Annotated in this window: 20 protein-coding genes; 9 read left to right on the top strand and 11 right to left on the bottom strand. The window is 59.3% G+C overall.

Going from position 1 to position 25,583, the window contains the following annotated elements; all coding sequences use genetic code 11:
• The first annotated feature begins 104 nt into the window (after positions 1 to 104).
• Both HMPREF2562_RS09315 and HMPREF2562_RS09310 read left to right on the top strand, forming a co-directional pair.
• Positions 105 to 1,538, top strand: a complete 1,434-nt coding sequence (locus tag HMPREF2562_RS09315; protein ID WP_070438731.1) for a GuaB1 family IMP dehydrogenase-related protein — start codon at positions 105 to 107, stop codon at positions 1,536 to 1,538.
• A gap of 167 nt (positions 1,539 to 1,705) precedes the next feature.
• On the top strand, positions 1,706 to 2,155 hold the full coding sequence (locus tag HMPREF2562_RS09310) for a YchJ family protein (protein ID WP_088611608.1): 450 nt from the start codon (positions 1,706 to 1,708) through the stop codon (positions 2,153 to 2,155).
• Here the strand turns inward: HMPREF2562_RS09310 and HMPREF2562_RS09305 are convergent.
• Positions 2,152 to 3,105, bottom strand: coding sequence for a DUF808 domain-containing protein (locus HMPREF2562_RS09305; protein WP_070549901.1), 954 nt, complete (start codon positions 3,103 to 3,105; stop codon positions 2,152 to 2,154). The genes HMPREF2562_RS09310 and HMPREF2562_RS09305 overlap by 4 nt on opposite strands.
• A gap of 171 nt (positions 3,106 to 3,276) precedes the next feature.
• Here HMPREF2562_RS09305 and HMPREF2562_RS09300 point away from each other — a divergent pair, with 171 nt between their 5' ends.
• Positions 3,277 to 3,984: an isochorismatase family protein gene (locus HMPREF2562_RS09300; RefSeq protein ID WP_016423140.1), complete on the top strand. Its 708-nt coding sequence runs from the start codon at positions 3,277 to 3,279 to the stop codon at positions 3,982 to 3,984.
• A gap of 62 nt (positions 3,985 to 4,046) precedes the next feature.
• Here HMPREF2562_RS09300 and HMPREF2562_RS09295 read toward each other — a convergent pair whose 3' ends face one another.
• Positions 4,047 to 4,601 carry a gamma carbonic anhydrase family protein gene (locus HMPREF2562_RS09295; protein WP_005510604.1) on the bottom strand — a complete coding sequence of 185 codons (555 nt, stop codon included), beginning with the start codon at positions 4,599 to 4,601 and terminating at the stop codon, positions 4,047 to 4,049.
• Positions 4,602 to 4,707: 106 nt separating this feature from the next.
• On the opposite strand from HMPREF2562_RS09295, the gene HMPREF2562_RS09290 reads away from it, so the two are divergent.
• The 4 genes from HMPREF2562_RS09290 to HMPREF2562_RS09270 all read left to right on the top strand — a co-directional run bounded on the left by HMPREF2562_RS09290 (position 4,708) and on the right by HMPREF2562_RS09270 (position 8,341).
• Positions 4,708 to 5,031 carry a putative quinol monooxygenase gene (locus HMPREF2562_RS09290; RefSeq protein WP_038629105.1) on the top strand — a complete coding sequence of 108 codons (324 nt, stop codon included), beginning with the start codon at positions 4,708 to 4,710 and terminating at the stop codon, positions 5,029 to 5,031.
• Positions 5,031 to 5,648 (top strand): hypothetical protein, encoded by a 618-nt coding sequence (locus HMPREF2562_RS09285; protein ID WP_048732750.1) that lies wholly within the window; start codon positions 5,031 to 5,033, stop codon positions 5,646 to 5,648. The genes HMPREF2562_RS09290 and HMPREF2562_RS09285 overlap by 1 nt, the downstream gene beginning before the upstream one ends.
• 187 nt (positions 5,649 to 5,835) lie before the next feature.
• Positions 5,836 to 6,702 carry a 3-hydroxybutyryl-CoA dehydrogenase gene (locus tag HMPREF2562_RS09280; protein ID WP_016423138.1) on the top strand — a complete coding sequence of 289 codons (867 nt, stop codon included), beginning with the start codon at positions 5,836 to 5,838 and terminating at the stop codon, positions 6,700 to 6,702.
• A gap of 280 nt (positions 6,703 to 6,982) precedes the next feature.
• Positions 6,983 to 8,341 (top strand): acid phosphatase, encoded by a 1,359-nt coding sequence (locus HMPREF2562_RS09270; RefSeq protein ID WP_049170684.1) that lies wholly within the window; start codon positions 6,983 to 6,985, stop codon positions 8,339 to 8,341.
• Positions 8,342 to 8,349: 8 nt separating this feature from the next.
• Here the strand turns inward: HMPREF2562_RS09270 and HMPREF2562_RS09265 are convergent, their stop codons facing one another.
• The 3 genes from HMPREF2562_RS09265 to HMPREF2562_RS09255 all read right to left on the bottom strand — a co-directional run bounded on the left by HMPREF2562_RS09265 (position 8,350) and on the right by HMPREF2562_RS09255 (position 13,499).
• Complete coding sequence (locus HMPREF2562_RS09265; RefSeq protein ID WP_070549900.1) at positions 8,350 to 9,501, bottom strand: MalY/PatB family protein; 1,152 nt, start codon at positions 9,499 to 9,501, stop codon at positions 8,350 to 8,352.
• Positions 9,502 to 9,598: 97 nt separating this feature from the next.
• On the bottom strand, positions 9,599 to 11,182 hold the full coding sequence (locus HMPREF2562_RS09260; protein WP_070549899.1) for a glycerol-3-phosphate dehydrogenase/oxidase: 1,584 nt from the start codon (positions 11,180 to 11,182) through the stop codon (positions 9,599 to 9,601).
• A 622-nt stretch (positions 11,183 to 11,804) separates the two neighbouring features.
• Positions 11,805 to 13,499 carry an FAD-binding oxidoreductase gene (locus tag HMPREF2562_RS09255; RefSeq protein ID WP_083295724.1) on the bottom strand — a complete coding sequence of 565 codons (1,695 nt, stop codon included), beginning with the start codon at positions 13,497 to 13,499 and terminating at the stop codon, positions 11,805 to 11,807.
• Between the two features lie 224 nt (positions 13,500 to 13,723).
• On the opposite strand from HMPREF2562_RS09255, the gene HMPREF2562_RS09250 reads away from it, so the two are divergent.
• Positions 13,724 to 14,683, top strand: a complete 960-nt coding sequence (locus HMPREF2562_RS09250) for a diacylglycerol kinase (protein ID WP_049189386.1) — start codon at positions 13,724 to 13,726, stop codon at positions 14,681 to 14,683.
• A 55-nt stretch (positions 14,684 to 14,738) separates the two neighbouring features.
• On the opposite strand, the gene HMPREF2562_RS09245 is transcribed toward HMPREF2562_RS09250, so the two are convergent.
• The 6 genes from HMPREF2562_RS09245 to HMPREF2562_RS09220 form a co-directional block, all read right to left on the bottom strand.
• The gene (locus HMPREF2562_RS09245; RefSeq protein WP_049189387.1) at positions 14,739 to 16,655 is read right to left on the bottom strand and encodes an ABC transporter ATP-binding protein; all 1,917 of its coding nucleotides are present in this window, start codon (positions 16,653 to 16,655) and stop codon (positions 14,739 to 14,741) included.
• A 59-nt stretch (positions 16,656 to 16,714) separates the two neighbouring features.
• The gene (locus HMPREF2562_RS09240) at positions 16,715 to 18,067 is read right to left on the bottom strand and encodes a maltokinase N-terminal cap-like domain-containing protein (RefSeq protein WP_049189388.1); all 1,353 of its coding nucleotides are present in this window, start codon (positions 18,065 to 18,067) and stop codon (positions 16,715 to 16,717) included.
• A 32-nt stretch (positions 18,068 to 18,099) separates the two neighbouring features.
• Positions 18,100 to 19,911 carry a maltose alpha-D-glucosyltransferase gene (treS, locus tag HMPREF2562_RS09235; RefSeq protein ID WP_049189389.1) on the bottom strand — a complete coding sequence of 604 codons (1,812 nt, stop codon included), beginning with the start codon at positions 19,909 to 19,911 and terminating at the stop codon, positions 18,100 to 18,102.
• Positions 19,912 to 20,019: 108 nt separating this feature from the next.
• Entirely contained in the window at positions 20,020 to 21,339 is a 1,320-nt protein-coding gene (locus tag HMPREF2562_RS09230) for a PH domain-containing protein (protein ID WP_049189390.1), read from the bottom strand.
• A gap of 60 nt (positions 21,340 to 21,399) precedes the next feature.
• The gene (locus HMPREF2562_RS09225; RefSeq protein WP_049170706.1) at positions 21,400 to 21,888 is read right to left on the bottom strand and encodes a PH domain-containing protein; all 489 of its coding nucleotides are present in this window, start codon (positions 21,886 to 21,888) and stop codon (positions 21,400 to 21,402) included.
• Between the two features lie 231 nt (positions 21,889 to 22,119).
• The gene (locus tag HMPREF2562_RS09220; RefSeq protein ID WP_049170708.1) at positions 22,120 to 23,394 is read right to left on the bottom strand and encodes a carboxylesterase family protein; all 1,275 of its coding nucleotides are present in this window, start codon (positions 23,392 to 23,394) and stop codon (positions 22,120 to 22,122) included.
• A 108-nt stretch (positions 23,395 to 23,502) separates the two neighbouring features.
• Here HMPREF2562_RS09220 and HMPREF2562_RS09215 point away from each other — a divergent pair, with 108 nt between their 5' ends.
• Positions 23,503 to 25,557 (top strand): M3 family metallopeptidase, encoded by a 2,055-nt coding sequence (locus tag HMPREF2562_RS09215; protein ID WP_016423125.1) that lies wholly within the window; start codon positions 23,503 to 23,505, stop codon positions 25,555 to 25,557.
• The last annotated feature ends 26 nt before the right edge of the window (positions 25,558 to 25,583 follow it).

The raw sequence follows: 25,583 nt of genomic DNA, 5'->3' as shown, positions 1-25,583 counted from the left end.
AATGGAGTCCCGTTCGAACCTACACCAGGCGAGGTCAGCCACTGATGCTCACCTCTGTGCACTCTCACCGTGCGCGCCGGAAAAATCGGCATATCCTGGGGTGTGTGAAATTCCTCAACAATCAGTCCGCGCCCTACGAGTTGACCTACAGCGATGTCTTCATGGTGCCGTCAAAGTCATCCGTCGGCTCTCGCATGGGTGTCGATTTAGCCACCGATGATGGCACCGGCACAACCATTCCGATTGTCGTCTCCAATATGACGGCCATCTCCGGTCGCCGGATGGCCGAAACCACCGCTCGCCGAGGCGGAATTGCCATCCTGCCGCAGGACGTCCCAGCTGACATTGCTGCTGAGACCATCCGCAAGGTCAAGTCCGCTGGGCTGGTTTTCGACACTCCAATCGTCGTCAAGCCTCACCACACCGCGGGGTATGCGCGCCATCTTCTGCCGAAGCGCGCGCACGGTGCGGCAGTGGTGGTGGAAGACAACAAACCGGTTGGTCTGATTACCGGCCGTGATCTGGCGGGCGTTGACAACTTTGCGCAGGTGGGGACGCTCATGTCCACTTCGCTATTTACGCTTCCGGCCGATATTGAGCCCCGTGACGCTTTCGACCAGCTCACTGCTTCCGGGCGCAAACTCGCTCCAGTGGTGGACGCCGATGGCGCGCTGGTGGGTATTCTCACGCGTAAGGGCGCGCTGCGTGCGACGCTTTACAAGCCCGCTGTCGACGCTGAGGGCAAGCTGCGCGTCGGTGCGGCGCTTGGCATCAACGGTGATGTTGAAGGGCGCGCGAAGACACTGCTCGACGCAGGTGCCGACGTGCTCGTTGTCGATACCGCCCACGGTCATCAGGAATCGATGCTCCGTGCTTTACGACGAGTCCGCGCGCTCAACCCACCTGTGCCAATTGCCGCTGGCAATGTCGTGACCGCCAATGGTGTTCGCGACCTAGCGGAGGCGGGAGCCGACATTATTAAGGTCGGCGTCGGTCCGGGTGCGATGTGCACAACCCGAATGCAGACCGGAGTTGGGCGTCCACAGTTTTCTGCCGTGCTCGAATGCGCTGCAGCTGCCCGTGAATGCGGCGTGCATGTCTGGGCTGATGGTGGAGTGAAGGACCCTCGCGATGTTGCGCTTGCGTTGGCTGCGGGTGCGTCCAACGTGATGATTGGTTCGTGGTTTGCCGGTACCTTCGAGTCCCCAGGTGATGTCCAAAAGGACGTCGACGGGCGCATGTTCAAGGAGTCGTTTGGCATGGCTTCACACCGTGCGGTGGAGAGCCGAAATGCACAGGTAGAGGCCTTTGAGAAGGCCCGGCGCGAGATGTTCGAAGAGGGCATCTCGACTGCGAAAATCTACCTGGAGCCAGGCCGCGAAGGCGTGGAGGACCAGATCGATCGCATTATCTCGGGCGTACGTTCTTCGTTCACATACGCGGGTTCGGCCACCATCGAGCAGTTCGCTGAGCGGGCAGTGGTGGGAATTCAATCCGCTGCGGGCTTTGCGGAAGGAATGCCGAGGGCGACGCGGTAGCCGTCGTCAAGCCTCTCGGGGCTAAGCCGACTAGCGGTGCTGCGGGCCAATTGGTAGGTATGTAAAGACGTTGTTAGGACGTGTTTAGTACCACGTGCAAGATTGGGGAGGGGCTGGCGATTATGGGTCGGCAGGTAAGAGAAAATAGTGCTGTAACGGAGTCTGGATTGGTAGCAGGAAACGGTGCTAGAGCAGGAAGCGGGAACGCATTTTTCGCTCGCGCCCGCGTTACTGATTCCGATTTGTGCCCGTGTGGTGGGGGACTCTACGGGCAGTGCTGTGGCCCGCTGCACCGCGGTGAGCGGGAGGCGGTGACCGCAGCTGAGCTGATGGCAGCGAGGTACAGCGCTTACGCTGCCCACGAGGCGGATTACATCTGGCGGACGTGGCATCCGCGCTACCGCCCGGAAGTTATCAATGTCGATGACGGTGTGGAATGGGAAGGACTCACCATCATCAACGCTGTCGATGGCGGCGAGGATGACCGCGAAGGCATCGTGGAATTTGAAGCGGCTTTTCATGACCATGACGGTGTCGGTACGATGCACGAGCGTTCCCGTTTTGTTCGTCGTGCGCGACGTTGGGTCTACGTCGACGGCGAGGTCACGTACTCCTAAGCATCAGACTTGTTGTGCTTGCCGTGGCCGAATGGCAGCACGGCGACAATCGCCACAATGATTGCTCCCCAGATGGCGCCGAAAATCAGTGAGCCGGTGGTGTTGGCCAACCAGCCGAGGAAGCCACCGGTAAACAGCTGCTCAAGGTTGTGGACCAGCTGGTAAGGGAGGTGCCAGCCCAGCTCGTCGAGGCCGACCACCATGATGTGGCCACCGACCCACAGCATGGCAAACGTGCCGATAATACCGATTGTGTTCAAAACGATTGGCATGGCTTTGACCAGCGCCGCACCAAACTTGCTGATACCGGCTGACTTCTTGGACTGCAGGTGCAGGCCAATGTCATCAATCTTGACCAAGAAGCCCACTACGCCGTAGACCGCAAGCGTGATGATGAGTGCCACCACAATAAGAATCAGCGCGCGATTGAGTAGTGGCTGATTAGCGACCTCATTGAGAGAAATCACCATGATTTCCGCAGAGAGAATCAAGTCTGTGAAAATTGCAGACTTCACCAGGGAATCTTCATTCTGTGGTGTGCGGTTGGTCGCCGCCTCCATCCGCTCCTGCTCAGTCTGATCGGGAGAGATTCGGTGCTTAATCTTCTCCCAGACCTTTTCCATGCCCTCAAAGCACAGGTAGGAGCCACCGAGCATCAAAATCGGCGTCAGCGCCCAGGGCAGAAACTGACTTAGCAGCAATGCAATCGGCAGAATAATGACAATTTTATTGACCAAGGAGCCCTTGGCGATACGCCAAATAATCGGCAGCTCGCGTTTCGGCGAGACACCCTCGACGAATTTAGGTGTCACCGCAGCGTCGTCAACCACAACACCGGCGGCTTTAGCGCTAGCTTTGCCGGCCGCAGCCGCAATATCGTCTGTTGTTGCCGCTGCAGCGCGTGCAATCGTGGCAACGTCGTCAAGCAGCGCGACAAGTCCGCCTGCCATAAAAACCTCCCGTATTGGAGGACGCGACCAGGAGCCGTCGTCGTATCAAAGAATTACCGGAGCAATTTTAACCGCTTTCCCGGATTGACTCTGTGTTGTCGGTAGGGCGTCGATGTCCGGTCGATAGTTCACGTGCTCCTCTGAACGTGGGCACGTGGCAAGATATAGGCCATGAACGCTTCCTTCTCCGAAATCTACCGACAGGTCAATGCGGACAACTCGGATAACGCTGGCACCGAGGCAGACACCAGCAATGACGCCCACTCCGAGGAACAGCAGCGCCCGGCGCGTCCCCGCATGGCACTGGTAGTCGTCGACGCTCAGAATGATTTTTCCGCGGGTGGCGCACTTGCCGTCGACGGTGCTGAGGCAGCGTACACCGCTACATATCTGCATGTTGCGGGCACAGCTAACAAGTACTCGGTTCTTGCGACCACCCGTGACAATCACATCGACCCAGGCACGCACTTCTCTGAAACCCCGGATTTCGTCGATACCTGGCCGAAACACTGTGTTGCAGGTACCCCGGGCGCAGAGATTCACCCCGGCATGCAGCGCGCCATCGCGTTTTTTGAGCAGCTCAACCCCGCTGCTGTGCGTATCGATGTCACAAAAGGGGAGTACGCCGCCGCCTACTCCGGTTTCGAGGGAACAACGGAGGCTGGCGTTTCGCTTGCCGACGCTCTCCGCGCCTCTGACATCGAAGAAATCGATGTGGTGGGAGTTGCGACTGACCACTGCGTCCGCGCCACAGTGCTCGATGGCCTCAAGGAGGGCTTTTCCGTTCGTGTTCTGAGCAATCAGGTCGCGGCGGTGGACCCGGAGCGCGGCAAGGCTGCACTAGCGGAATTGGCCGCGGCGGGCGCGACAGTGGTGTAGTGCTGCGACGCTGACCGTCAAACAATCCGCCTAGCCGCTTAGCTAGGCGCCTCGGCAGCCGCCTAGTTAAAAGTCACCATATCCAGGTCGACCTCGCGGAGGTGGCGGTGGTTGGACGCTGTTTCCACATAACGCCCTGCATGGGCGATGAAGCCCTCTGCTTCCTCGGCGGAGAGTTCACGACGCACCTTGGCGGGAACGCCTGCAGCCAGCGACCTGGGGTCGATAATCTGATCTTCCAACACCACGGCACCTGCAGCAATGAGGCTGCCAGCGCCGATACGGGAACGCGAAAGCAGGGTGGACTTCATGCCGATGAGGCAACCATTTTCAACCGTGGTGCCGTGGACCAAGGCCATGTGTCCGACGGTGACATCATCGCCGAGAATTGTGGGCACACCTCGGTCGACATGGACTGTGGAGTTGTCCTGAATATTGGTGCGCTGGCCGATGCGGATCGGTGCGACGTCTCCTCGGAGAACAGAACCGTAGAACACGGAGCTATCCGCACCGATTTCGACATCACCGATAATGACCGCGCCGGGCGCAATCCAGGCGCTGGAATGAATGCGTGGGGTCTTATCTTGGTAGGTGAGAATGAGCGGAGTGTTCATCATACAAACCAATATAACTGTCACCTGAGGTCAGCGTAAGAAAAATTCTCAGCGAAACTCTATTCGTCGAAGGGTGCAATTCTGCTTGGACGCGCCTACAGTGGGCGACATGATTTTTATCGTTGTGAATTACCAAGTTAAGCCGGAATTTGCCGACGAATGGATGGACCACGTCGCTGAGTTCACCGCTGCCACCCGCGCAGAGGCTGGCAACAAGTGGTTTGAATGGTCCCGCAGCGTAGAAGACCCCAACCAGTACATCCTCGTCGAGGCATTCGATGATGACGCTGGTGAAGCCCACGTCAATTCCGAGCACTTCGCCAAGGGCCTGGAGGCGATGAAGCCGCTGCTCGCTGAGACCCCGAAGATTGTCTCGCAGGTACTGCCAGATAAGCAGGACTGGGATCGCATGGGCGAGCTGCAGGTCGACTAATGTCCTCAGACACCATTCGCGATAGCGCAGCCGCTTCCAGCAGTGACACCTATTCTCTGATTGGGCGTGGCCTGCGTATTGGCTCCGCTGTGCTGGCCTCTGCTCTCGTCGTTGGTCTCAGTGCTTGTGGGGATAGCGATGAGGCAGCCCTGGAGGGTAGCCAAAATCAGTCAAGCCAGGAGCAGAGTGCTGTTGCCTCCACTGCCGCCATTCGGGATAACTTGGCTCAGCTGGCGGCAGATACTGCGGCGCTGAAGAAAGCATCGCAGACACTAATTGCAAAGGAATCGGTCTCGGAAGAGACTCGAAAGATTGCGCAGCAGGCGGAGCCAATCTTTGCTGAAGAGGAAGCGCAGCTAGTCAAGACTCTCGGCGTCGATGTTGATCCGTCGGAGACCAAGCTCGACACCGCCACCATGACTCGCCTCGAGAACGAGGAGGGGCCACACGCAGATATGGCTTATCTGACGTTGATGGAAGGCAGCCTGGATAAGATGCTCGGACAGTGGGAAGAGCTGGAAAAGCATGGCGGAAACGACCTGCAAGAGTTGGCACGCTCTTCTCAGCAGCAGCTGGAAGATATTCAGCAGGCGCTGGAAAAACGTATGCAGTACTAGCCGCTGCCCAAAGCTCGTGGGGGGGGAAATTCAAGTAAAAAGTCCTGCAAAGCGTGCCCGGGGAACCGGGGAAGTGAGTAGCGTGTAAATAAAGCCAGTGCGCTGTGATCGTCGTCAAGCGAATGCGCACTCGGATGAAGCACAATGCTGGCTAATAACCCAGAGTAGAAGGTAGGAAAACACGCCAATGGCAAATAGTATCTCGCGAGTAGGTATCGTCGGCGCCGGTCAGATGGGCTCCGGAATTATTGAGGTCTGTGCGAAGGCCGGTAGCGATGTCAAGGTCTGGGAGGCCAAGGAGGAGTTCCTTGAGTCCGGTCGCGCCCGTATTGAAAAGTCGCTGGATAAGGCCGTTTCCCGTGGCAAGCTAGAGCAGTCTGCACGTGATGAGATTCTGGGGCGTATTAGCTTCACCACCAAGCTGGAAGACTTCGCTGACCGTGAGCTGGTCATCGAGGCCATCGTGGAGAACCCAGAAGTAAAGGCCAGCGTATTCTCGCAGCTCGATGAAATTGTTGAGTCGGAAGATGCCATCCTGGCTTCCAACACCTCCTCGCTGCCGATTCAGTCCATTGCTGCAGCTACCAAGCGCCCGGAGCGCGTCATGGGTCTGCACTTCTTCAACCCGGTTCCGGTTCTGCCTCTGGTAGAGCATGTCGTTACTCTGACGACCGGTGATGTTCAGTCGGAGCGTGCGTACGAGTACGCTTCCGAGGCGCTGGGCAAGACCGTCATTCGCGCTAAGGATCGCTCGGGCTTCATTGTTAACGCCCTGCTGGTTCCGTACATCCTCGGCGCTATTCGCATGCTGCAGGACGGCATTGCTACTGCAGAAGACATCGATGCCGGAATGGTCAATGGCTGTGCGCACCCGATGGGTCCGCTGACTCTGGCCGACATGGTTGGTCTGGACACCATCAAGTTCATTGCCGATGCCATGTTCGATGAGTACAAGGAGCCGACTTACGCGGCACCTCCACTGCTCAAGCGCATGGTTGAGGCGGGTCACTTCGGCCGCAAGTCCGGCCGTGGCTTCTACGACTACTCCAAGTAGTCCACGCTTTTAGCCCCGTTTGGGGCGAGTATTGAGTTCTTACCGGTTGACGGGCGTTTCTCCCGCCAACCGGTTTCTTTTATGCATTTATCAGTGAAAACCCGGAGTCTGATGGGGACAGCTCCCACAATCGGCGCTAGCATTTTGAAAACTTGTTTCTTTTCAACGCGCCGAAACCTCACAGTGCGCTTAACATAAGTGAAGATTTTGTCAGACCTTGGCTTATAGAGCACTTCACAACTGGTGCCTCCCACGCAGCAATCTGGAAAGGAATGCTTCAGTGTCTTCTTTGAAGCCGCACAAGCGCACTGCAACACGTACTCGCGTCGGCGCTGCTACCGCAGCAATGGCAGTTGTAATGGGGCTTACACCGGCAACGGCCGTGGCAGCTCCGGTCAACCCGTTGGCCGAGCTCGGCAACCGCCTGGACTCTGTTTCTGATCTTCCAGCTAATGTGGCAGCTCCAGAGGGAATCAAGCTCCCCGGCGGTGGCTTCGAGGTCCCGGATTCCATCTCGCTGCCGTCATCTTCCGGTGAAAACACCGACCCGAATGCGCCGAAGCCAACCTCGTACCGCCCGGACCAGATTGCACGTGCGTACCCGTCGGATGCCGCCACCGATAACTGGTTCTACTTCTACGTTGTGCATCCTTTCGTGGAGCTGGAGAAGAACCACCCAGAGGTTATGGACCAGAACCTCGAAACGGTCGTCCGCATTAACAACGCTGCCAAGAATGACCCGCAGGCACAGGAACTCGCTCTTGATGACGACTACCTGGACCCACTGGCCAATATTTCCACTGCTTTCGGTGCAAACCTGGGCCAGCACTTCCGTGATGCCTATGACGAGGATCGCCTGCCGAAGGTAAAGGCCCTGCTGTCCGGCAACCTTGCTCGCGGCGGCGGTCTGGTCAGCTCGACCTTCTTCGAGAAGTACGTCTACGGCTACGATCGCCCGTTTGTGGTGGCGCCGGAGCGCATCGAGCGCTACTACCGCGAAGGTCAGGACGACCCGTACTCGACCACCCCGTCCTACCCGTCGGGCCACACCAACAAGGCTGCATGGACTTCAACCATGCTGGCCATGATGCTGCCGGAGGTTGCACCGCAGATTCAGGCGCGTGCGTCCGAGGCTGGTCATTCTCGCCTTGTCATGGGCGTCCACTACCCGCTGGACGTTATGGGCGGCCGCATGATGGGCAACCAGGCCGCAGCTGATCGTTGGGCAGACCCAGAGTTCCGCCCACTCATCGAAGAAGCCATGGATGAGCTGCGTACGGAGCTCGAGTACCGCTGTGGCGACACCATCGCCAACTGCGTTGCCAAGGACACTCCGTACATGAGCACCGCAGCTGCCGTTCAGCAGTACACCGAACGCATGACCTACGACTTCAAGCAGGTTGGCCCGGCTAACGAGCCAGTTGTTGTTCCGAAGCGGTACGCAGGTTTGCTGGAGACCCGCTTCCCGCAGCTGACTGAGGAACAGCGCAGCTCCGTCCTCGCTCAGACCGCAATCCCATCCGGCTACCCGCTCGATCGCACTGACGGTGAGGGCCAGCACGTTCGCATGAACCTGGCTCGCGCTCTGGCCGCCAACGTTGTTGTCAACGCCGACGGCAGCGTCACTGTCACCAACTAAAACGTCAACTACAAGCGCAGGGCCGCGTCAAGACGGTCCAGGGCCTCACCGAGGATTTCCGGGGAGGTCGCAAAGTTAAGCCGCACATGCCCAGCCCCGCCTTCGCCGAATGCGAAGCCGGGGTTGAGTGCTATTTTGGCGTTTTCAACCAGCCACGCAGCTGGGTCCTCACTGGCAACACCAGGCACGTCACCCAAGTCCAACCACGCCAAAAATGATGCTTGCGGTGGGGTAAAGCGAGCCTGCGGCGCAATAGTGGACAAACGTGTTCGCAGAGTCTCACGGTTGGTGCGCAGGACATCGACAAAATTGTCCAGCCAGGGCACGCCATCGCGGTAGGCGGCGGTGGCCGCGGCGACACCAAGAATAGAAGCGCCTTCGCGAACAATGAAGGGCAGCTCCAGCCAGGTTTTGGCATCTTCGTCGTTAAAGATGATCTGCGCACACTTGAGGCCGGCGGTATTCCAGCCCTTCGAGGTAGCAGTCACCGTGATAGTCACGGCCGCCGCGGTATCCGACACCGACGCGGTTGGAGTGTGAGTGCCATCTAGAACAACTGGGCCGTGAATCTCGTCTGAGATAACGCGCGCACAAAAGCGAGCGGCTAAATCAGTAATCTCACGAAGTTTTTCGGGTGAGTAGGTAAAGCCGAGAGGGTTATTCGGGTTACACAAGATCAGGCAACCGGCACCGTCGGTGAAGGCGCGTTCGAGGGCGCCGAGATCCGGGCCGTCGGCAAGCGTGGGGATGCACACCGTCTCCCGTCCCAGCGCGGGACCTACCTGGAAGAACGGCATGTAGGCGGGAGTGGGGACGACAATTGCGGAATCGGGGCGGGTGAAGCGTTCAACTGCGAGCGTGACTCCGCGGACGACGTCGGCGACTGCAAAGATATTGTCTGGGTTCGGACGCCAACCGTAGCGCGCTGCAGAGAAGTCCGCGGTTGCGGTCGTAAGCGCGGTGATGTCCTGCGAGAGGTATCCGAACTGTTCGCGCTGACACGCCTCGTCGATCGCGGCACTGACGGCAGGGCAGGTTGTGGCATCGGATTCGGCGACCCACAGTGGCAGCACGTCCGGTGAATATGCGGTCCATTTGACCGTCCTGCGGGAGCGGAGTTCATCGAGGGAGGGGAAAGTGACAGCGTTATTTACACTCATAGTTCCCGTGTATACAGAAAAAGCGGGAAGTCCGAAGACTCCCCGCTTTATCCAGTAGCTACGGCCACATCAGAAGCAGCCGCGGCAATGGCCAGCGCTAGGCTAGCCTCAGTGCCTCCTCAGCAGCTGGCAGTGCAGCTTCGCGATCAGCTTTGACCAGCCCCAACCGTGTGCGGCGATCGAGAATATCGTCGACGCTGAGAGCTCCCTCGTGCGTCACATGCCAGGCGAACTCGGCGCGGGTGACATCGAGACCCTCCGCTACCGGGTCGAGCGGTCGGTCGAGCGGACAGGATTCGATGACCTCGAAGGATTCGGCACCGTAGCGGTTAAACAGCGGCATCGGGATACGGCCGGCAGCGGCAGCGGTGCGAGCGCGGTCGAGCTCCTTCGGCTCGGAGCCCAGCACAGGGATGGTGCGGGTGGAGCACAGAGCAAGCGAAACACCGAGCTTTTCCGCAACCTTGTCCACGGTTTGCTCAGCCATAAGACGGTACTCGGTGAGCTTGCCACCAGTAATGGAAATCAGGCCGTTCGGGGCCTCCAACAAGGCGTGCTCGCGGGAGAGGTCAGCGGTGTGTGCCTCGCCGGCGTCGATGAGCGGACGCAGGCCGGCGAAAGCACCGATGACATCGTCACGAGTGAGCGGAACCTCGAGTGCCTGGTTGATGACATCGAGCAGAAAAACGATGTCATCCTCCGGCACTTCCGGCTCGTCCGGAATCGGGCCCGGTGCATCCTCATCGGTCAGGCCAATGTAGACGCGGTTGTGCTCTGCGGGAAGGACAAAACAGAAACGGTTGGTGTGACCAGGAACCGGTACCGTGAGAGAGCCGGTAGGGTTGCCTAGCTTCGCGGCGTCAAGAACCAGGTGCGTGCCGCGAGATGGGCGAATCTTGATGTTCGTCGCTAGGTCTGCGGCCCACACACCAGTGGCATTGACCACAGCGTGAGCCGGCAGCTCGAAGGAATCGCCAGTGAGCTCGTCGATTAGTGTGGCGCTCGTTCCAGAGGCGTTCTCGCAGCGCACCCGGGTCAGAATAGTTGCACCGTAGCTAGCGGCGGTTCGAGCGATAGCGGTGACCAAGCGTGCGTCGTCACGCAGCTGACCGTCGTAGTTGACGTAGCCGAATTTCACGTCGCGCTTACGGACGGTCGGCGAAAGCTGGCTGACTCGGCGGGAACTGACAGTGCGGGACAACGGCAGGGTAGTGGCGGAGGTACCAGCGATAATGCGTAGAAAGTCACCGGCCAAGAAGCCTAAACGCGGCAAAACCCGGGTCAACGGTGCAAATTTGTCCATTACCGGTACAACCTGTGGCAGGTTATGCACCAGGTGCGGAGCGGTGACGTCGAGCAGCGCACCACGTTCAATAGCTGAGCGGCGAGCGATACCGACATTGCCACTGGCAAGGTAGCGCAGTCCGCCGTGGGCGAGCTTCGATGACCAACGAGAGGTGCCGAAAGCGAGGTCCTTCGATTCGACGAGAACGGTTTTCAAACCCCTCGACGCCGCATCTAAAGCGATGCCGACACCAGTGATACCGGCGCCGATGACCAGCAGATCTGGGATGTCGCCCTTAGCGGTTTCTTCGCGTAGACGATTCAAGTCCGCTTGCCGACGAGCCTTGTTCAAAACCGCAGCTGAGCGATCGCGCTGAGGAGCGTGCGTGGCAGTCATAGTCTTTCTTCCTCGACTTTCCCGAAGACGGTGATAGTGATGAAACTATCTGGCGTAAGTGATGAAGTTGTGGAGTGCGTAGTGAGTGTGAACTATTTCGGGCGTACCCCATTGCAAGGCGCTTAGAAATAGACTAAGTTGTTCATTATCAACGACCGGCACGGATATTGATTCAAGAGATCTTTCTTAGTTGCGAATCATTTCCCGGGATTACAAGGAAGGAGACACCTCGATGGCTATGCACCCAGCGTCCAACCGCTCTGAGTCCATGAACCGAGCTTTCGCTGCTATTGCACCATCGCTGCAGATGTGTTGCTGCTGTCTCCAGTCCGTGCCACCCCAGACAGGTCGTAACTAGAAAAGCGCGCTTAGGCATTTAAAACGCCACGCTGTTTGCGGTCGCACGGACGAAATCGCAGCGATTGAGCCGACCATCCCACTATCCGGGCATCTTCGCTTGGGATCCCAGGAAGAAGCGACAGCGACAATGACCGCAGCACTTGAATCTTTTACCCTTGACGATTACGTTTCACTGTTTATTTATGACGGCCCAACGTCGCCGGAAATCTACGCCAGCGAACTGGTCAGTCTAGCTCGCTAGCCGAAGCCGGCGGCAACAGGGTTAAATCATGTTGCCGTCGTAACGCTCTTCCAAGGAGCGCGGACCGGTAGCCAACTTGCCCGGGTTGAGGATGCCAGCAGGGTCGAGTTCGTCCTTAATTGCACGCATAACCTTGGCGAACAACTCGGTGTTCTCCTCGTAGTACTGCGGGCTGTGATCCTGGCCAATGCCATGGTGGTGCGTGATGGTGCCGCCAAAGTTCATCATGGCCTCCGACGCCGCGGTCTTGATGTCCATCCACTGCTGGAGAATCTCGCCCTCGGTCTCGCGGAAGAAGTACGTGAAGTACAGCGAGCAGCCGGATTCGTACATGTGCGAGATGTGGCAGAAGACGTACACCGGGGTGCCGTGCTTCTCGCCAGCGGCTTCCATTGCGGAGGCGATTTCGCGGCGCAGTGTAGCGGCGTTATCCCAGGTGGTGGCGGTCTCCAGGGTGTCGACGCCGACGCGGCGAGTCATCATGACATCGCGCAGGTACGGCGAGGAGAAGCGGTGGTTAACCCAAGCCATGCCCGGGATGGAGCCCATGCGGACGCACTTCTTGGTCAGCAGGCGGGCGGCCAGGCGCTCACGGGTGACGCGGGCGCCGACCGGATCAGTCTGTGCGAAGCCAAAAATCACCATGCACGGAGTGTCGATGCCACGTAGCTTCAGGTACTTTGTGACCTTCTCGGACATGCTGGCAGAGCCAAGCTGAGTGAGGCCGAACAGCGTCTCCTTCTCGTCGGAGATGCGCGCTAGGTGCGGGATATTGCCGCTCTGCTCCAGCTTACGCAGCTCCTCGGCGGCTTCCTCAAAGGAGTTGAAGAAGTAGGTGTCGAAGAGCATCTCCTTTTGTGGACGCTGATTCAGGGCAATCGTCACATGCGTGATGATGCCGAGGGTGCCCTCCGAGCCCAGGAAAAGCTCACGCGGGTTCGGGCCGGATGCTGACGACGGCATGTCGCGGAATTCCATGGTGCCGGCTGGCGTGACGACGCGCATGCCAATCACGTTGCGGTCGATACGACCGTAACCAGAGGATTCCTGGCCTGCCGAGCGGCAGGAAACCCAACCGCCGACAGTGGAATACTCGAAGGACTGCGGGAAGTGACCAGCGGTGAAGCCGGCCTTGGACAGCTCCTTTTCCAGGTCGGGGCCGAAAACGCCGGTCTGGGCGGTGACAGTGCCAGCGACTTTGTCGATGTCGATGATCTTGTTAAAGGCGGTCATGGACACTGCGATGGCCTTACCCATGCCTCCGTCAACAGCCTCCACACCGCCGACGACCGAGGTGCCACCACCGAAGGGGACGACTGCAATCTTGCGCTCAGCGCATACCTTGAACAGGTCCTCGATATGCTTTTCAGTTTTCGGTAGCACTACAGCATCTGGGGCGACATCGAGCTTGGCTGCGCGAAGGCGAACCAGGTCGGGGTAGGAGCGTCCGACCGCGTGCTTGACGCGGGTGTCGTGGTCGGTGGCGACGGCATCCGCGCCGACAACAGCGCCCAGGGCTTCGATATCCTCGGCGCTGAGGCGACTATTGGGGATGGTGACGTCGGCGATGTTGCGCGGCGGGTTGTTTGCGTCCAACGACATACCGATTTCGCGTTGCAGTAGCTTCTCGCTGGCCGTGGTGATTGGCTTGTCGTTGCCGTCAACACCCCAGCCCCACCAGCGCATGCGGTACGGAATCGTGAGCTTGTTAGACATCCTGAGCTTCTCCTTGGGCATCGGTGCTGCGAGTCTGAACTGCGGAATTATATGTAACTTGCGCGGAAGCACATCTTTACATCTTTTATTATAGCGGTATTACGTTACGTTTTCTCAAAAAATGTCAATCAATCTTGGTAAGCTTTAGTTAGATGCATTAACGCACTCCCATAAAGGCCAGTATTGACCGGTCAAAAGCCCACGTAAAAGTAGGTATTTCTTCGATGAACGCTAACGACAAGAATCTCAACTACCCGCTGGGAACAACTGAGATTCGTACCCTTGCTCTGGTCACTAACCCCCACGCGGGTCATGGCGCCTCGCAGATTGCGTCCGCCCGGGCGAGCCGGGTGTTCGCGGATCGCGGCATCGATGTCATCGCTCTCCAAGGTGCTAACCCCGACGACGCCCGCAAGCTCATTCGTGAGGTCATCGCCGACGGCCGAATTGATGCCCTGGCAGTCTGTGGTGGCGACGGCATGATTAACCTCGCACTGCAGGAGCAGGCACAGACCGGCATCCCCCTCGGTATTATCCCGGCCGGTACCGGAAACGACCACGGTCGCGAATACAATCTGCCGCGTGGCAATGCTCGCGATGCCGCTCACGTTATCGCCGATGGCTTCTGGACGACCACTGACCTCGGCCGCATCACCAATGAGGCAGGGGAGCAGCGCTGGTTCGGCACTATCATGTGTGCCGGCTTCGACTCGATTGTCTCCGACCGCGTCAATCAGATGACCTGGCCGCATGGCCGCAACCGCTACAACCTGGCTATCGTCCGCGAGTTCTTGGCTTTCCACTCGCTGCCATTCCGCATCACGCTGGATGACGATCGGGTTCTCGAAGATCCAATCACGCTGGCCGCCTTCGGTAACACCCGTTCTTATGGCGGTGGTATGAAGATTTGCCCGTCCGCAGACCACTCCGACGGACTGATGGACATCACTGTCATCGGCAAGGCCGGGCGCATTAAGGCCGCCCTGGCCTTCAAGTCCGTGTTCGACGGCACCGTTGAAAAAATCGGGGAGGTCAGCACCTACCGCGCCAAGAAGGCTTACGTGGAATACATCGGCCCGCCACGCCAGATGAACGCCTACGCTGACGGCGACCTCATGTTCCCGATGCCGGTCACCGTCGAAATTGTTCCGGGCGCTGGCCGCTACATCGTTCCCCGTCCGTAAAAGGGCGCAGGGGTGCCCGTCGTCAAGCGTTTCCTGCATGCTTGACGACGGCGCGTTACCCCTTGATGCCGTACTTCTTCAGGCGCAGACGATCCGCCGCCGAGGCCGAAGCCGTCAGGCGTAGCAACTCGGCGTAGATACCGTCAGTCTGCGCCAATTCTGCGGGTGCGCCCACCTCGTCGACGTGACCGTCACGCAGCGTCACGATGGTGTCCACATCGGAAATTGTGGACAGGCGGTGGGCGATGATAACCGTTGTGCGTCCCTCCATCAGCTTGTCCAAGCCTCGCTGAACTTCGCGTTCGGCCTTGGTGTCCAGCGCCGAAGTGGCTTCGTCCAGGATGAGCAGGGGAGCATCCTTCAAAATAGCGCGCGCGATGGCGATGCGCTGCTTCTGGCCACCCGAGAGCTTCAGACCTCGCTCGCCGATAGTGGTGTCGTAGCCTTCGGCGAAGCTGCGGATGAAGTCGTCGGCGTTGGCCTTCTTCGCGGCGGCAATGATTTCTTCGTCGGTGGCATTGGGTTTGCCGTAGGCGATGTTTTCCCGAATCGTGCCGGAGAACAGTGACGAGTCCTGGAACACGACGGCAGAGCCGGCGCGCAGAGTGGAACCGGAAACTTCGGAGACATCCGACCCCAGAACGCTCAAGCGGCCTGCGGTCGGGGCGTAGAAGCCGAGCAGCAAGTTGACGATGGTGGACTTGCCGCCACCGGACTCGCCGACCAGGGCGATTTTCTGGCCTGAATATGCCTGGAAGCTGACATTGGAGAGCACCGTCTTGTCCTCTTCGTAGGCAAAATCCACTGCGTCGAAGTCGACAATGGGAGCGCCAATTGCCTCCTGTTCGGCTGCGCGTTCCAGGGAGGAACGGTGGGCGCTGTCGACGGACTCTGCGTCTGCGGTGGAACCAACGGACGCGGAGTCGAAGTCGCCGTTATTCGCGGTCGCTGCACTGAGCAGCTCCGGCTGCGTGCGGGTCTCTGGAGTAAGCTCCATGACCTTGAAGTAATCGCGCGAACCGGCGACTGCGCGCTGGGCAGCGTCGACCAGGAAGCTCATCATGGTCACTGGTTGGCGCGCCATGTTAATCAGCTGAATGAGCATGACCATGGTGCCGATGGAGAATTCTCCCGACAGCGTACGCAGGAAAAGCAGCAGGTAGATGCCTGCGAAGATGATATTCAAAATGCCCCCGCGAAGAGCATCCATGCGGTGCCACCACGTTGACTGATCGCGGGTCAGGGAGATGGTGCGGCGGAAGCGGGAACCAAAGAAAGCGATTTCGCGCAGTTCCGCAGTGAAGGAGCGGACAACCTTGACTTGGCCGATGACCTCGGCAAAACGGCCACCGGCGATATCGATTTGTTCGTTCTTTTTCGCTTCAATCTTCTGCCAGCGCTTCGAGGTCAGCGCGGTCAGCAGGGTGTAGACCGGGAAAACGATAATCAATAGCACCGCCAGGGGCCAGTAGTGCCAGGCAGTGATGCCCAGTACCGCGCCGACGGTCAACAGCATCGGGAAGAAGTTGTTGGAAAACGCCTGGAGGAACTGCGTGATATTGCTAATCGAGCGTTCCAGGCGGGCGATAATTGTGCCGGTGACCTGACTGTCGAAATAGCGTTGCGGCAGCGACAGCAGCTTTGCATAGTAGCGGGTCGACAGAATCTCGCGCATGCGTGCAGTCATCACATCGCCCAGGTAACCACCGATGTTATGCACGATGGTTTGCGTCAGATCTGCGATTAGCAGCCCGATGACCAGCCAGATTACCGTGCGAGTGGTATCGGACATCGCCGCCTGGCTCAAGGCTTCACCGCTGGACACCGCGCCGACGATGGCGTCGGTGGCATCGCGGATGAGGAAGGGGCTAATCAACGACGCGGCGGCGGTGGCCAGCGAACAGATGATGACCCCGATATAGAAAGGCCAGAGCACTCGTGTAGTGGACAGGATTCTGCTGAGCAGACGCACGAAAGACCTCTATCTTGCGGGAGGATCACTCCCGCTATGAAATTACTGCGACAAAAGCCCTATCCTAACAGCGAGTGCACAGCACCAAGCGGCAGCGGCAGCCAGTTGGGGCGGTTCTGCGCTTCGTAAAGGCACTCGTAGATGGCCTTATCCAGTACAAAGGCCTCCAGTAGCGTCGGGTCACTGGCATCGCCATAACCCTCCAAGAAGGCATCGATATTGCGGCGAGCCCACTGCTCAACACGCTCGGTAGCCGCCTCGGTGTCTTCACGTCCGGTCAGCAGCGGGTAGTGAGCGGCGTAATCGAAGGAGCGAATCATGCCGGCGATATCGCGTAGGCGGTGATCCGGCAGACGACGCTCCTCCCACGGGCGCGACGGCTCGCCCTCGAAGTCAATCAAGCGCCAAGAGCTCGGCGTGCGCAATACCTGCCCCAAGTGCAGATCACCGTGGATTCGCTGGACGACGGCGCCACCTTCCGGAACCGCAGCCTCTGCGCGATCGAAGATAGCCTGAGCCTTATCCTTGACCTCAGCAATTTGTGGCACCACACCAGCGACGAAGTCCAGGCGAGCTCGCAGTGGGGCTACCAGCTCCGCACCGGTCAGACGCTTCTTTACCGCGACAGCGGCAGCGAGGCTGCTGTGTACCGAGGCCACTGCTTCGCCGAGCGCACGCGCTTCGGATGTAAAGTCGGTGCCCAAATCTTCCAGCGGGGTCTGACTGTCGCGGATGGCATCGCGCACTGCGCCAAGAGCCAGCTCCCAGCCATCGACCGAGTTCGGTGCGAATTCCTGCAGCATGGCGGTGGTGTAGGCGTCTTCGCCAATGGTGGTCTCTACCCAGGAGTAGAGCTCAGGGACGAACTTGCAATCTGCCTGGGCGAGTGCGGCCAGCAGCTCCACATCGGCATTAGTGCCGGGGTAGAGGCGACGGAAGAACTTGCACATCACGCGGTCGTCGAAAATGACCGAGGTATTCGACTGTTCGACTCCCATGGGGCGGCCGGATTCCGGACGGAGCTGTTCAGAGCCCGGCACACGTCGCAGTTCCATGCGGCCGAGCTTGCCTTCGTCGGAAAGCTTCTGGCCGAGTGCTGTGATGGCATCCGAATCAATCAGAGCGTCGTAGCCGACGATGCCCTCCGCGCGAACCAGCAGGGACTGCTCGTGGCCATCGGGGACGTCCTCCGCCCAAGCGATGGGCAGCTGATAGGTCGGTGCAGAATGTGCGGTGTGCACCCTCACCAATGCGATATCGACATCGGGACTGTCGGGATTGTCGCGCAGTACGGGGTCAAGCGCGAGGATCTCGACGTGGTCGATGTCAGAGACCTTGTCAGCGAAAAAGCGCATCTTGACCAGTGTGTCTGCCAGCTCTTCGGCAATGAATTCGGCGGTGGGAATAGTCATTTTAGTTCGTTCGCCTTTCGGGACTTAAAAGATCACTCTTTATTATCGGCGTTTGTGACGGCATCGGCGGCGGCATCGGCGGCGGTGCCTGAGTGCTCGCGTGATGACGTCACCGGCGCGTCCGATATCGCCTGCGCAACCGGGATTGTCGGTGCCGACATCGAGGCGCTCGATTCGAGGTTTGTCTCAGGTGGAAGCTGGATTTCGAACCAGTAGAAACCGTGGCCAGGAAGCGTGATCTGGTAGGAATCGGTGCCAATTGTGGGGAAGGGAACCGAACCCGTGAGCTCTACCGGGGTGGCACCGGCGAACTCGGACAGATCCAGTGAGACGGCCGCGGGGTAAGAGGACAGGTTGTTGACGCACAGCAGCACTTCGTCGCCGTATGTGCGCAGATAGGTCAGAACAGAGGCGGTATCGCTATTCAGCTCGCGGAAATCACCGAGGCCAAAAGCCTCATAGCGCTTGCGGACCTGAATCAGTCGACGCACCCAATTCAACAGCGAATTGGAGTAGCTCGCTTGGTTCTCGACATTGACCGCCTGGTAACCGTAGGTCGCATCCTGAATGGTCGGCAGATAGAGCCGACCGGGGTCGGCCTTGGAGAACCCGGCGTTGCGGTCGGGTGACCACTGCATCGGTGTGCGCACACCATCGCGGTCACCGAGCCAAATGTTGTCGCCCATACCAATTTCGTCCCCGTAGTAGAGCACCGGCGAACCTGGCAGGGAGAGTAGCAGGGCATTGAAAAGCTCGAGCTGAGTGCGGTCATTTTGCAGCAGTGGCGCTAGACGACGGCGAATGCCGATGTTGGCCTTCATCCGCGGATCGTGCGCATACTCGGCGTACATGTAGTCGCGCTCGGCATCGGTGACCATTTCCAGCGTCAGCTCATCGTGGTTGCGCAGGAAAATGCCCCACTGAGCCGAAGACGGAATCTCCGGCGTGGACTCCAGGATCTCCGAGATGGGGAAGCGGGACTGCTTGCGCACCGCCATGAAAATGCGTGGCATGAGTGGGAAGTGGAAAGCCATGTGGCATTCGTCGCCACCGACCTCCGGGTCGCCGAAGTATTCCACCACATCGGAGGGCCACTGGTTGGCCTCCGCCAGCAGGACGCGACCCGGGTATTCCTCATCCATGACCTTGCGGCAGCGCTTCAGAAAAGCGTGGGTCTCGGGCAGATTCTCGCAGTTAGTACCTTCGCGTTCGAAGAGGTAGGGAACAGCGTCGAGGCGGAAGCCATCGATGCCGAGATCGGACCAGAAGCGCAGCACATCGAGCATCGCTTCTTGCACCGCCGGATTGTCATAGTTCAAATCCGGCTGGTGGGAGAAGAAGCGGTGCCAGTAGTACTGGCCACGCACCGGGTCATAGGTCCAGTTGGAATCCTCGGTATCGACAAAGATAATGCGTGCGCCCGAGTAAGTGTCCGGGTCATCAGTCCAGACATAAAAGCCGCCGTAGGGGCCATCCGGATCAGTGCGCGACTGCTGAAACCACTCATGGGTATCGGAGGTGTGGTTCATCACCAGGTCAGTAATAACGCGGATACCGCGCGCATGGGCCTCGTCGAGAAGCACCTTAAAATCCTCGACCGTGCCAAACTCGTCGAGCACGGCGCGGAAGTCGCGGATATCGTAACCGCCGTCGCGCAGCGGGGAGTCGTAGAAAGGCGGCAGCCAGAGGCAGTCAACGCCCAGCCATTGCAGATAATCGAGCTTCTCCGTCAGCCCTTTGAGGTCGCCGGAGCCGTTGTTGTCGGAGTCGAAGAAGGCCCGGACGAGCACCTCATAGAACACCGCGCTGCGGTACCACTCGTAATCTTCCTTGGCGATAGTCATGCATCCCAGCGTAATGACTATGCCACTAGCCTGCAGAGAGAGTTTTCCTGCGAGATCCCACAAGACCGCGCGAGACGGCCGTCCTGGGAGACCTCATTAAATAGCATTCTAAACAACCTTGTGTTCCTGAATCAGCGCGGTGAGCTGGTACGCATCATCCAACTTCAACTCCGTTGCCACCGGAGTGACCGCTCCCGGCACCATGTCGATTCGCACGTTTGCCACTCCCGCCGCTTTCTTCAGCGGAGAAATAATCAGTGTATGTCCTTGAATACGCTGCCAGGGAACGATGAACCGCGTATGCCAGAACCGGCCCTTTGTCACTAAAAGACCCCGCCGCGTGGCCTGCACCTTTTGGAATTTCCAGTCAATTGGGCTGAGCCACCATGCCGTGCGTGGAGTCTGCCAGGAGCCCAACAGGTCATCCGCGGAGGACGGTCCCGCAATCTCATTCATCAGGTAATCGACAATCGCGTCCGTCTCCGGTGCCGGTGCCACTGGCACCAGTGTGTTGTTCGACTGTGTGCTGTCCAGGCCATAGCCCGCCACCGAGACATCCGCACGGGACCATCTCCACGGACGCCACCAGAGCGGTTGCACCACTTTAAAGCCATGAATGCGATCAATGGGAATGGTCTGAGCGCGCGTCGACAACAGTCCGGCGGTAATCGCCAGACGCCTGCTTTCCGACGATACCTTCAGCGTGAAATCCCACGACTGATTTAGTACCCCGAAAAGGCCGACAGCGAAACTGCCAATCACAATCAGAGTAGTGATGGTTACTCCGCTGAGGATTTCTACGATGAGGTCGGTAAACAGCGCAGAGACAACGGCGAGGAGGATGAGAGCTATACCGACGAAAAGACCGGGTCCAATGGCCACGGATGCAATCAGCCGTCCGACATCGACCGGGCCAAAGATGGTCTTCGCTTCGGGCATGCGAGAGGACATGTGAGCGCCGGAGTCGAGGGGCGCGGTGGAGCTGTCGCCGTCGTAAAGCGAACGTGCCAGCTCGGTGTCCAGCTTTTCTACCTCACCCAACACGTCAGCGCGGAACTGTTCGCACTGCGGGGGAGTGAGGTATTTGATTGTGAAGTGTGAATCGGAGCCGCCGGCTGTTTCAATGACAATTTCGGCGAGCCCGAAAATGCGCGCCAACAATGGTTGGTTGATATCCACCGCCTGCACGCGGTCGAGCCGTGCCGCGCGTCGAGAACGCAGTAGCCATCCGGAGCCGTAGCGAACCTCATCGTCGGTGAGCTCGTAGAACGTATACCGCCAGGACAGCCACGAGAAAAATGCAATCAGACCAATAATTATGGCGACCGCACCGGTACCGACAAGGAGACCGAGCCATGCCCAGTCGTAGAGCTGAGTCACGACCGCAACGGCCAACTGCCACTGATTCGCGACTGCGAATGCAGTCACCGCAGCGATTGTGGCAAAGCTTTTGAGCAGCGGAGATAGGGGATGAACTCTATGCCTCATTTAGAGACCCGCCATCCGGTCGTGGGCGCGCTGAGATAGACGAGCGCGCAGGGCGAGCGCTTCTTCACGTGGCAAACCGTGGACGGCTGCATCCGAGCTCGCCGATGCTGTGTTGAGCTTCAGCGTTGCCAGTCCGAATAGTCGAAGGAGAGGTCCTTCATCGATGTCGATGAACTGGATTCGTCCGTAAGGGACGACAGTGACCGAGCGCCACCAGCGTCCGGACGCAACAATGAAGTCGTTGTCCTCTTCGAGGTATCGGTGGGCACGAACTCGTCGACCGATGAGCCAGTAGATATATGCGAAGTAGAGCACGCAGGCGAGGACGCCCAACCACATCCACGGAGTCCACATCACAGCGGCGACGACGGATGCAATCGTGATAACTAGCAGGGGAGCGGCGTGCGCGACTCGCTTCACCTTAGCCAGCGCGGGGTCGACCGGCTGCAGCGCGGAATTCTCGGGGACTAATAAATCAAGCGGCTCCATAGTTGACAGTTAACCACAGAGGGTAAAGCTTGCGTCTGGCCTGGTGCTTCGGTAAGAACGGTGGCTATGGATCGCAGGAAACTCATAGCAGTACTTATCACGCTGATCACCATTTTGGTCTGCGTCGAGATTTATCGGTACATGCAGACTTTGCCAGCTTAAGTCGCTGGGCTCAGTTGTTGAGCACAACAGCACAGCGCTAACCAGCGCAAGCCTCACCCGCCTTATGCCTTATGCGCCAAAGAGCTGGCGCGGAGCCGCCCACGCATCGATGGCAATGTCCTCGACTGCCTGGGCGTCAGCGCCAGCAAAGGTGGTCACCTTGCGGTCATTGTTGTAGCGGGGCATGTGTGAGGTGCCTTCGCGGATGAACTCGACCGCCACTTGGTGGAATGGATGGTTGGGTTCCTTCATACCGAAGAAGCGTGCAATGTCGATGCAGTGCGGAGCACCACTGGTGCGGCCAGCAGGTGCATAGCCCAACCCTTCTCCCGGTTCGAACTGTGCCGCCCACACATCCAGCTCAGCCGCCACGGACCGTTCGGCGACTTTAACAGCGTATGAGCGAATCGCTGAGTCAGAAATGACATTCCCCATCGGACGTTCGGCATAGGCGGTGGCCGGAAATTCGCCGTGGCCGCGATGCCCCTTGGCGTAGCGCCGAGCCATCCACTCCCGCATGGGCAACTTGTCCATCGCCACAACCGGCGGTTCTGAGAAGAACTCTTCGCTGGTGGCAGTCACCATCGTTGGCAGTGTGGGAGCAAAGCTGTCAAAGCGAGGCCCAATTGCCGGATCCGAAGGTGAGGATGCCGACACCAATTTCTGGGCTCGAGCGACCCTGCGTTCGTCGGCACGCGAAAAGACGTCGGTGGACGGCGCACGTCCCACACCGATGCCCGCCAACGTGCGGCGGAGACGCGAGCCCGACAGCAGCGAGAAGGCCGGCGACATGGCGATGGTGCGCTGGATCTGGCCGCGAGTGCGTTCGTCGGCAGCGAGAGTGAGCGCCAGCGCCGCACCCGCCGATTGCCCCGAGATAGTGATGTTGTCGATATCGCCGCCGAAGGCAGGCGCGTTACGACGAGCCCACTGCAGCCCCAGATACAGGTCATCAATGGCCCGGTAGGTCTCTGTTTCACTGTCGCGCCAGAATCCCTCGAGGCCCTTGCGGTATCCGAGCGAAACGGTGACGATGCCTGCCTGTGCGAAGGCCGTCGCGTCCGTCCAGGGCTCGGAGGGATGCCCAAACTCGTAGCTACCACCGTGGATCCACAGCAATACGGGATAGGAAGCGTCCGCGGGCTCAGCCGGTGCGGTGACGGTGAGAACTAATTCGCGCTCGGGTTCACAGCGCCGAGTGCCTGACTGTGGCCCGTCAGCCACCGGTGCCGACGCGGCGAACGGAGCAGCATCTGCGTAATCGATATTGAAAACTTGTATTGCGTCATCGTGAATACGGCCGGTTAGCCTCCCACAGGGAGCGGAAATAGTCGTCTCTGTCATGGCGGAAAACGCCTCCTCGTCACGGTTGGTCCTGCCAGAACGGCGGGGAGCCTGTTTCAGACGGTAGGCGCACTCTGGTTTTTCGAGCACGCTACAGTTGAATTCACTATGACCAATGATGCACGAAATCCACTGTTGACACCGTCAGAATTGTTCTGCGAATTGCCAGATTTTGCGGCAATCGATGACAGCCACGTCCGCGAGGCCTTTAGCGAAGCAATGCGCAGCCATGCACGCGAGATCGACGCCATCGCCACGTCGTCGGAGGCGCCGACCTTTGTTAATACCATCGAGGCAATGGAAAAGGCGGGCCAGGATCTGGACCGCGTCGCTGCTTATTTCTTCAACGTTGCCGGCACGGACGCCACCGATGTCCGCATGGAAATTGAAGCCGAGATTGCCCCGCAGCTCACTGCACACCTGGATCAGATTCGCATGCGCAGTGACCTGTGGCAGCGCATCAATGCCATCGACAGCGTTGAGGATGCCGCCAATCCGGAAGAGGCGAAGCTGCTGCTGAAGAAAGTCCGCGAAGACTTCCAGCGCGCCGGTGCGGACCTCAGCGACGAGGACAAAGCCGAGCTCAGCCGCATCAATTCCCGTCTCTCTGAGCTCTCCACGGCTTTCGGTGAAAACCTACTGAAGGACACCGTCGCGCGCGCCGTGGAGATCTACGACCGCGAGGAACTCGCCGGGCTTTCCGACGACGCCATTGCGTCCTTCGCCGCCTACGCGAAAAAGGCCGACACCGATGCGCCGTGGCTGATTCCGCTGGACCTACCGTCAACTCCGGCACAGCTGGCTGACCTGGATAATCCGGCTACTCGCGCCAAGCTCTATGAAGCCTCACTGGGGCGTGCGGGTGCTGCCTCCGGCACGTTCGACAACTCCGGCATTGTGCTGGAAATGGCGCGCCTGCGTGCCCGCCGTGCCAAGCTGCTCGGCTACGACACGCATGCGGATTACGTCATTGCCAAGGAGACGGCAACCACCGCAGAGGCTGCTCGGAAGCTCATTGCAGACCTGGCGCCAGCTGCCATTGCCAATGCTGAAGGCGAGTACAAGCGGGTCGCTGATCTGGCTGGCGGTGAGACGGTCACGGGCGCTGACTGGCCGTATTGGGAGCGCCGTCGTAAAGCGGAAGAATTCGCAGTCGACACGGAGGAACTCAAGAACTACTTCGAGCTGCACCGTGTCATCGAAGACGGCGTGTTCTACGCTGCCCGCAAGCTCTACGGCATCGAGGTAGTCAAGCGCGAGGACCTGCAGGGATACGCGCCGGGCACGACCGTGTGGGAGGTACGCCAGGGCGGAGGCGAGACCATCGGCCTGATTATTACGGACTACTTCTCGCGCCCGACTAAGCGCGGTGGTGCATGGATGAGCTCGTTTAGGGACCAGTCCCGTCTGCTGGGGCGCCTGCCAGTCGTGGTCAACGTGATGAACATCGCCGAAACCGAGCCGGGAACCCCGGTGCTACTGACGCTCGACGAGGTCACCACTGCTTTCCACGAGTTCGGGCACGCCCTCCACGGTCTGCTTTCCGACGTCACGTACCCGACCTTCTCGGGCACTAACGTCCCGCGCGACTTCGTGGAATTCCCCTCCCAGATTAACGAGAACTGGGCACTTGAGCCATCCATTCTGGCCAATTACGCCGTCCACGTTCGTACCGGTGAGCCGATCCCGGCCGAGCTAGTCGAGTCTGTGAAGAAGGCCCGCACCGCTGGTGAGGGATTCGCCACGGTTGAGTACCTCGCCGCGTGCGCCATCGATCTGGCCTGGCACAGCCTCACCGAGGAGGAAGCAGCTCAGGTCACTGATGTTGATGCCTTCGAAGCGGAAGCACTCGCTGAACTCGGCCTCGACGTTCCCCACCTGGCTCCGCGTTACCGCTCCCGCTACTTCAACCACATCTTCGCCGGCGGTTACTCGGCGGGCTATTACTCCTACCTGTGGGCAGAGGTGCTCGACGCGGACGGTTTCGGTTGGTTCACCGACAACGGCGGTGCCACAATCAGCGGCGGCAGCCACTTCCGCGAGGAGATTCTCTCCCGTGGTGGCGCCATCGACTTCATGGCCGCCTACCGTGCCTTCCGAGGTCGCGATAAGGACATCCAGCCGCTCCTCGAACGCCGCGGGCTGTCGGGCACTGATGCCTAGCTTCACGCTTTACGACGAGCCCCGCG

Source organism: Corynebacterium sp. HMSC077G07, assembly GCF_001809225.1.
GTDB lineage: Bacteria > Actinomycetota > Actinomycetes > Mycobacteriales > Mycobacteriaceae > Corynebacterium > Corynebacterium jeikeium_D.
Note: the sequence above shows the minus strand (reverse complement) of the source record. Positions and strands in the feature narration are given on the sequence as shown.